This is a genomic window from Pseudomonas machongensis (genome assembly GCF_034961125.1).
Taxonomy (GTDB): Bacteria; Pseudomonadota; Gammaproteobacteria; order Pseudomonadales; family Pseudomonadaceae; genus Aquipseudomonas; species Aquipseudomonas machongensis.
Map to the genome: position 1 here is coordinate 1 of NZ_JAYFUI010000156.1, position 5,688 is coordinate 5,688.

8 protein-coding genes and 1 pseudogene are annotated in these 5,688 nt (G+C 64.6%); all 9 read right to left on the reverse strand.

What is annotated here, in order from left to right:
- Positions 1-97 (reverse strand): annotated as a pseudogene (locus tag VA602_RS15085) (TraR/DksA family transcriptional regulator); the annotation flags it as partial.
- Positions 97-546 carry a DUF2597 family protein gene (locus VA602_RS15090; protein WP_063541478.1) on the reverse strand — a complete coding sequence of 150 codons (450 nt, stop codon included), beginning with the start codon at positions 544-546 and terminating at the stop codon, positions 97-99. The pseudogene VA602_RS15085 and the gene VA602_RS15090, both read right to left, overlap by 1 nt.
- 6 nt (positions 547-552) lie before the next feature.
- Positions 553-1,668, reverse strand: a complete 1,116-nt coding sequence (locus tag VA602_RS15095) for a DUF2586 domain-containing protein (RefSeq protein ID WP_323453617.1) — start codon at positions 1,666-1,668, stop codon at positions 553-555.
- Between the two features lie 11 nt (positions 1,669-1,679).
- A complete protein-coding gene (locus VA602_RS15100; protein WP_323453622.1) occupies positions 1,680-2,321 on the reverse strand; it encodes a phage virion morphogenesis protein in 642 nt (213 codons plus the stop codon).
- Positions 2,322-2,346: 25 nt separating this feature from the next.
- A complete protein-coding gene (locus tag VA602_RS15105; RefSeq protein ID WP_323453618.1) occupies positions 2,347-2,802 on the reverse strand; it encodes a phage tail protein in 456 nt (151 codons plus the stop codon).
- Positions 2,799-3,260 carry a head completion/stabilization protein gene (locus VA602_RS15110; protein ID WP_323453619.1) on the reverse strand — a complete coding sequence of 154 codons (462 nt, stop codon included), beginning with the start codon at positions 3,258-3,260 and terminating at the stop codon, positions 2,799-2,801. The genes VA602_RS15105 and VA602_RS15110 overlap by 4 nt, the downstream gene beginning before the upstream one ends.
- 96 nt (positions 3,261-3,356) lie before the next feature.
- Positions 3,357-4,094: a phage terminase small subunit gene (gene gpM, locus VA602_RS15115; protein ID WP_323453620.1), complete on the reverse strand. Its 738-nt coding sequence runs from the start codon at positions 4,092-4,094 to the stop codon at positions 3,357-3,359.
- The gene (locus VA602_RS15120) at positions 4,091-5,110 is read right to left on the reverse strand and encodes a phage major capsid protein, P2 family (RefSeq protein WP_407682513.1); all 1,020 of its coding nucleotides are present in this window, start codon (positions 5,108-5,110) and stop codon (positions 4,091-4,093) included. Before VA602_RS15120 ends, gpM begins: the two co-directional genes overlap by 4 nt.
- A partial coding sequence (locus tag VA602_RS15125; protein ID WP_323453621.1) for a capsid scaffolding protein occupies positions 5,110-5,688 on the reverse strand: 579 nt, incomplete at its 5' end. The genes VA602_RS15125 and VA602_RS15120, both read right to left, overlap by 1 nt.

Below are 5,688 nucleotides of genomic sequence, written 5' to 3' on the forward strand. Positions count from 1 at the left end.
TTGGCCCTGTCGCCGGCCCTTTGCCTCGAGCAGCGGCGATCGCCTGGTCACGCTGACGCTGTTCCAGGGCCTGGGCGCGGTCGAAAGGGCAGACCATCAGCTCAGGCCCTCAGTCTCGCGGGCGGCCAGGTACGGCACGCCATTGATGCGGATGAAGTCCGGGCTGGTGACATCGAATGGCAGCTTGTGCTTCGACTTCTCGCCGCCCTTAGCGTCGATGTTCAGCAGGCTGGAGACCTTGAACTTGCAGCCGAAAGCCTCCACGCGGATCTCGTCGGTGGGTGTCTTCGCATAGAACAGCTGATCGAAGGCCTCCAGCTCGCGGAAGCTGCCGGCTTTGCCTGCGGCCTCGATCACCAGGTTGAAGTTCGTGGTGTCCAGCTCCAGCTCGCCGCTGGCGGCCACGTCGCCCTCGACCCAGCCGTCTGGCACGCCCTTGGTCTGCGCGACGGCGCTGTTGTCGGTGATATCGAGGGTCGCGGTTTCGACGTGAATCATCAGGTCGCCAACGGTGATATCGAAGTTCTTGCCACTGATCTTGGCCATGGGTGGTTACTCCTGGGCGTCCTGGGAAAGGTCCAGCGCGATGTTCGCGGTGATGTCCTTCGGGCAGTTGTGTGGACGGATCTGCAGGAAGACCTCGACCTGTGTGCGGCTCTTCCAAACGATGACCAGGTCACCGTCCTTGGGTGTCTGGATCTCGCCCGGGAAGACCTCGCCGGCGAACTTCACCGCCTTGGCCATGCGGCGCAGCGGCGCCATCAGGGCCATGGTGTTGGTGGCCATGCTGGTCGCGCTGCTGTTCAGGCGACGATCGCCGATGCGGCGGATCAGCAAAGGCCGGACCTGGCGCGCAGCCTTGTCGGCAAGGCGCAGGTACTCCAGCACCTGGAAGTCGCTGCCGGCGGTATCGAGCAGGTTCGCATCGCCCCAATACACGCCCTCATAGTCCGGGTAGGTCTGGGAGACGGAGAAGCGCGACTTGTCCAGCTCGCTGCGGATCGCAGACGGAAGCGGGACGTTTTCCTTGTCCTGGGGAACGGCGCCCAGGCCCAGCAGCGGACCGCTGGCCACGCGCATTGGGCTGTCGGCGATGCTCCAGGCCGCGTTGGCCAGGCGCCCGGCCAACACGCCCAGGTCATTGCCGTGCAGTTGCGGCACGACGACAACCCGGGGCGCAGCAATGCCGGCAGTGATCGCCTTCTGCTCGACCAAGTATTCGGACCAGGTCGCGGTCGGCAGGATGCCGGCGGACGCCGCCAGCACGAACGAACGGCGCCCGTACTTCGCGTTCAGTTGCTCGGCGGCAGTGTGCATGGCCAGCAGCTCGGCGCCGGCGGTCACCGGTTTGGTGATGACCACGGCCTCGACCGAAAAGCCCTGCTGCTGGGCCAGTTCCAGGGCGGTGGCCCAGTCGCCTTCGGCGCCGACCGGCGCGGCCAGGCAGGCCCAGCGGTCGCCACCGTTCGCCCGGGCTGCGATGACCTGGGTTTTCAGGTCACTGCCTGCAGCGCCGAGGTCGTTGTCCAGGTCGCTGTCGGTGTTGAGCGGCAGCAGCTTGCCGACGTTCTTGCCGGCGGGGCCGATGAAAAGGAAATAGCGCTCAATCTCGGTCACGGCGCCCTGGCCGCGGTTGAGATTGTTGGTACTGACTTTGCCGAGTGCCATGGGGTGCCTCGTTAGCGTGGTGAATGGATGATTTGTTCCATGACCTGGGCGACCAGGGCGCTGGACTCCTGGGCGCTCGCCCCCAGGAACTGGCGTTTCGGGAGCTTGATTTCCCAGCTCTCGGCACCGGTGGTTTCGCCTTGCTCCTCGTCCAGGACGCGGATCAGCAGGCCGGCTTGCATGAAGCTGACGTGCTCGAGGATCCATGCGACGGGTGGGCGGGTGAGGCGCTTCTTACCTTCCTGGCGCACGCGGAAGCCCAGGCGGCGCAGGCGCTTGGCCTGTTTGGGCGTGGACTTGGCGCCGGGCTCGACCTTGTTCCACTTGCGCATCTGGCGCGATGTGCGGCGCTCTGACGCCCCGTTGTGCTGCTGCGCTGCGACCCAGCTGGTGAGGCCGTTGCGCCATCCCAGGACGGCCTCGTCCTGGTCCACGCGGGTCACCTGCAGGAGCTTGCCCAGGCCGGCCTCCATGCGTTTCTGCCCGGGTTCCTTGCGCTTGCGCGGCACGAACGGCGTCCCGTCAAGGTTCTGCTGGGCGCGGATCCGCTTGTTGCTCAAGGTGCGCACACGCTTGGAAACGCGATTGAGCAGGCGCCGGCGCAGCTGCGGGGGCAGCTTGAGCAGGGCCAGCTGGTCCTGGACGCTGAGCATGCCGCGCACGTCCTGGGAGAAAACCCTACTGGCCACGGCGGATCACCTCGCCTTGTTCGGCAAGCCACAGGTCAAACGGAATGAATGACCAGGTGCTGCCGAAGGCCTCGATCTCGCCGGCGTCGTCCTCGGCCAGGTACTGCGGTTCGACAAAGTCCAGGACCAGCTCCACGTCGAACAGATCGTTGTCCAGGTCCAGCGGCTCGATCGCGAACGCCGGCGCCGGCAGGTCATGCCTGTGGCGGTCTGGGTCGTGGGTTTCCAGCCAACTGCCGACCAGGGCCATCAGGCGTCCGGGGTGGCCGTTGAAGCGCTCCAGGTTGATCACGGCGCGATAGCGCATGTCGCCCATGTGTAGGCCGCGCTCGGTCTCTGCCCAGACCAGGTGCAGATCTACCTGCTCGCTGTAGGACTCCAGCTGCTCAGCCGGTACCAGCTCGCGCTCGAGCAAGTAGGCGGTCAGTCCCTTGAGACCGTTCACTGCAGCGATACCGTGATGCGGCTGCGGCCCTGCAGGGCGCGGATCGCCTGCTGACTGAAAGCCAGGTACTGGTCGGCCCGCTCGGGTGCTTCCTTGCCGGTGTTTTCGGCGACTTCGCGCCGGGTGACGGTCGCATAGTCGGTCAGGGCGGTGGCCTTGGCGCGGCAGTACACGGCGCGCTTGTACAGCTTCACCTTGAATGCGCGCTCCTCGAGGAGCAGCGGGTCAGCGGTGGCCACCTCGGTGATGCCCAGGCTCTTCCAGCTGTTCGCCAGCTTTCGCAGATCCTGGTTCACCTCAGCCATGGCCAGTTCAAGTTGAGTGACCAGCACCTCGCTCAGGTACTCGCCCGGCAGGCGGTAAGCCTTCTGGAATTCAGCCAGCGAGAGGTCCGGCCAAAAGCCGTTGTTCTCGATGGTCTGTTCCACAACCGTGGCGGGTTTGCCTGAAAAGCTCATTGCTGGTCACTCGAAAAGGGCGGGAAACACCGTTGCCACGGGGCGGGGCCACAAGTGGTCGTCTCGTTTCACGGGTTCCCGCTGGGGGGGTAGTCGTTATGCGGTGGTAGCCGCCGGATCTGCTGCTTTGGCCTGCTCTTTGCGCAGGGCCTTGCGGGCGTTATCAAGCCGGGTGTCTACGCCGACTTTCGGATACAGCCGGGTGGCTCGCTCCAGGTGCGTGATGGCCTTGGTCCATTCCTTCGCCTCCACGGCACGAATGCCGATGAGCTTGTGGTACTTGGCCGGGATCTGCTCCGGCAGTTGCCATTCGCCGTCCACACGCGGCAGCAGGTCGGACAGGTACGGCTCGGGACTGCGGCCTGCCTTGTACTCGTCATAGGCCCATTCGCAGATCGCATCAGCGACAAAGGTCTGGATATCGCGGCGATTGAAGCGCTCGGGCATCTCCTGGCCCTGGGCAATCGCGATGTCTGCCAGCTCCAGCGCGTCCTCGAACTGGACGGTGTCGAATAGCCAGATCACGACCTGCACTAGGACGCGGTTCGGAAAGACCAGGCCGGACTCGACGTAGCGCTGGACGTAGTCCTGGTACTTGGGCAGCAGTTCGTTGCGCTTGAGGTCTTGGCGGCTGGCCAGGCCGTTGATCGCACTCAGGCGCGCCAGATCCTCGTCCAGGCCGGCGACCATCAGTGCCAGGTGCTTGCGGGCATTGGCCGGGCTGCTCAGGGCCTCACCAGGTGAGTACGGTAGGGCAGCTGCAGCGGCCACCTGGGCTACTGCAGCGGTGCCCTGGGCGAGCAAGCGGCGCTTGTGCTCCAGGGCGAGGCTCATACCAGCTCCACCGAGTCGGATTCCAGGTAGGCGAACTTACCCAGCTGCTCGATCACGTAGCCCTCGTTACGCCCGTTGTAGTCTTCGACGCGGGAGCGCTTCGGGTTCTCGAGCAGGTGACGACGCCAGCTGCTGTCCTGGAAGTAGATCGACAGGTTGTCCCAGGAGGTGACCAGGATCCCCTTCGGCGGGAAGAACGGAATCAGGAACGACGGTTTGCCGCCATAGGTGGCGATGACCTGCGCGTCCTCAATACGCTCCTTCTCGGTCGGGGTCTGGCCTTGTGCGGCGTACAGCTTGCCCTTGTCGTGCGCCAGGAGATCCGAACCGATGATGGCCACCAGGTCGCCCTCGTCGCGGAACACCGGATCGATCATCTGGGTGACGTCGTGCACGGCCTCGTCGAGGTTTTGGTAGCTACCGCCTTTGCCGATCTTGATCTTCTGCGCCGGGTCAGCAGCTTTCAGCACCTGCTCCGGGATCTGCTCACGGGCGATTTGCAGCCAGCCCTTGTTCACGTCCTCGAGCATCGGGAACTTGGCCATGTCGGTTTGCTGTGCCGCGTGGGTGCCGTGCCAGCCGATGAGGATCCGGTCCAGCGCGATGCGCTTCTGCACCGCTGCCAGGTACTTCTGTGCGAACTCGGGGAACTTCGCCCAGGCGTCGATGGTGGCGAACTTCAGGGCCACATCGGTTTCGGTGTGGAACAGCTCGTACAGGTTGTTCTTCAGGTCGAGCAGGTGGCGTGGCTCGCGGTCGTTCTTGTCGGTGTCGGTCCGGCTGCTGGCCGGGCCGCTCAGGCCCAGCAGCACCTTCTCGCCCTTGATCTCGCTGACCGGCACGACGTTGATGCGGGACAGGAAGTCCACTCGCTCGGTGATCTGCTCGTTCAGTTCCTGGGCGTGGGTCGGTTCCACGGCAAAGGTGCGGGTGGCGTCATCGATGCTGTACGCCTCGGCCAGGTCATCCTGGAGCTGCAGATAGACCGCTGCAGCACGTTGCGACAGGGCGCCCATCAGCGCAGGCCCCCGCCGCGTTTCTTGTCAGCCGGGCCGGTGTTGCGCTTGACCTGGCGACGGTTTGGGGTGCTGTTGAACATCTTGGTCATGGTCTCGGTCAGCTCCTCGACGCGGGCGCTCAGTTCCTTGACCTCGTCTTTGCCCTTGCCGTCCTTGGCGCCTTTGCCGCCCTTGCGGTTGAACTCGCGGTTTTCGTCGGCCTCATCGACCACGTCTTGGACGGCGGCGCCTACGGCTTCGACGGCTTCCTGGTTCTCGCTGGCGTCTACCTCTTCCACCACGGGCTCCAGTACAGCCTGCAGGCCGGCCAGCAGGATCACGAATTGGTCATACAGCGCTTTGAGCGCCTTGGCTGTTGCTTCATCCATCGGTTTGGTCTCGTCGGGTGAGTTGGTGTCGGAAGTGGTGTCGGCGAAGCGCTTGCAAAGGCCGGTCAGGGCGTTGAAGAAGCGGCGCAGCTCGCCCGGCTGCTCGCTCCCCTCGCGAAGGGAACCCAGCTCTACGGCGGAGCAGTAGTAGGAAGTTTTCGAGTAGCGCTTGCCCTTGCTGGCACGCTTGGAGAAGTACAGCTCCTG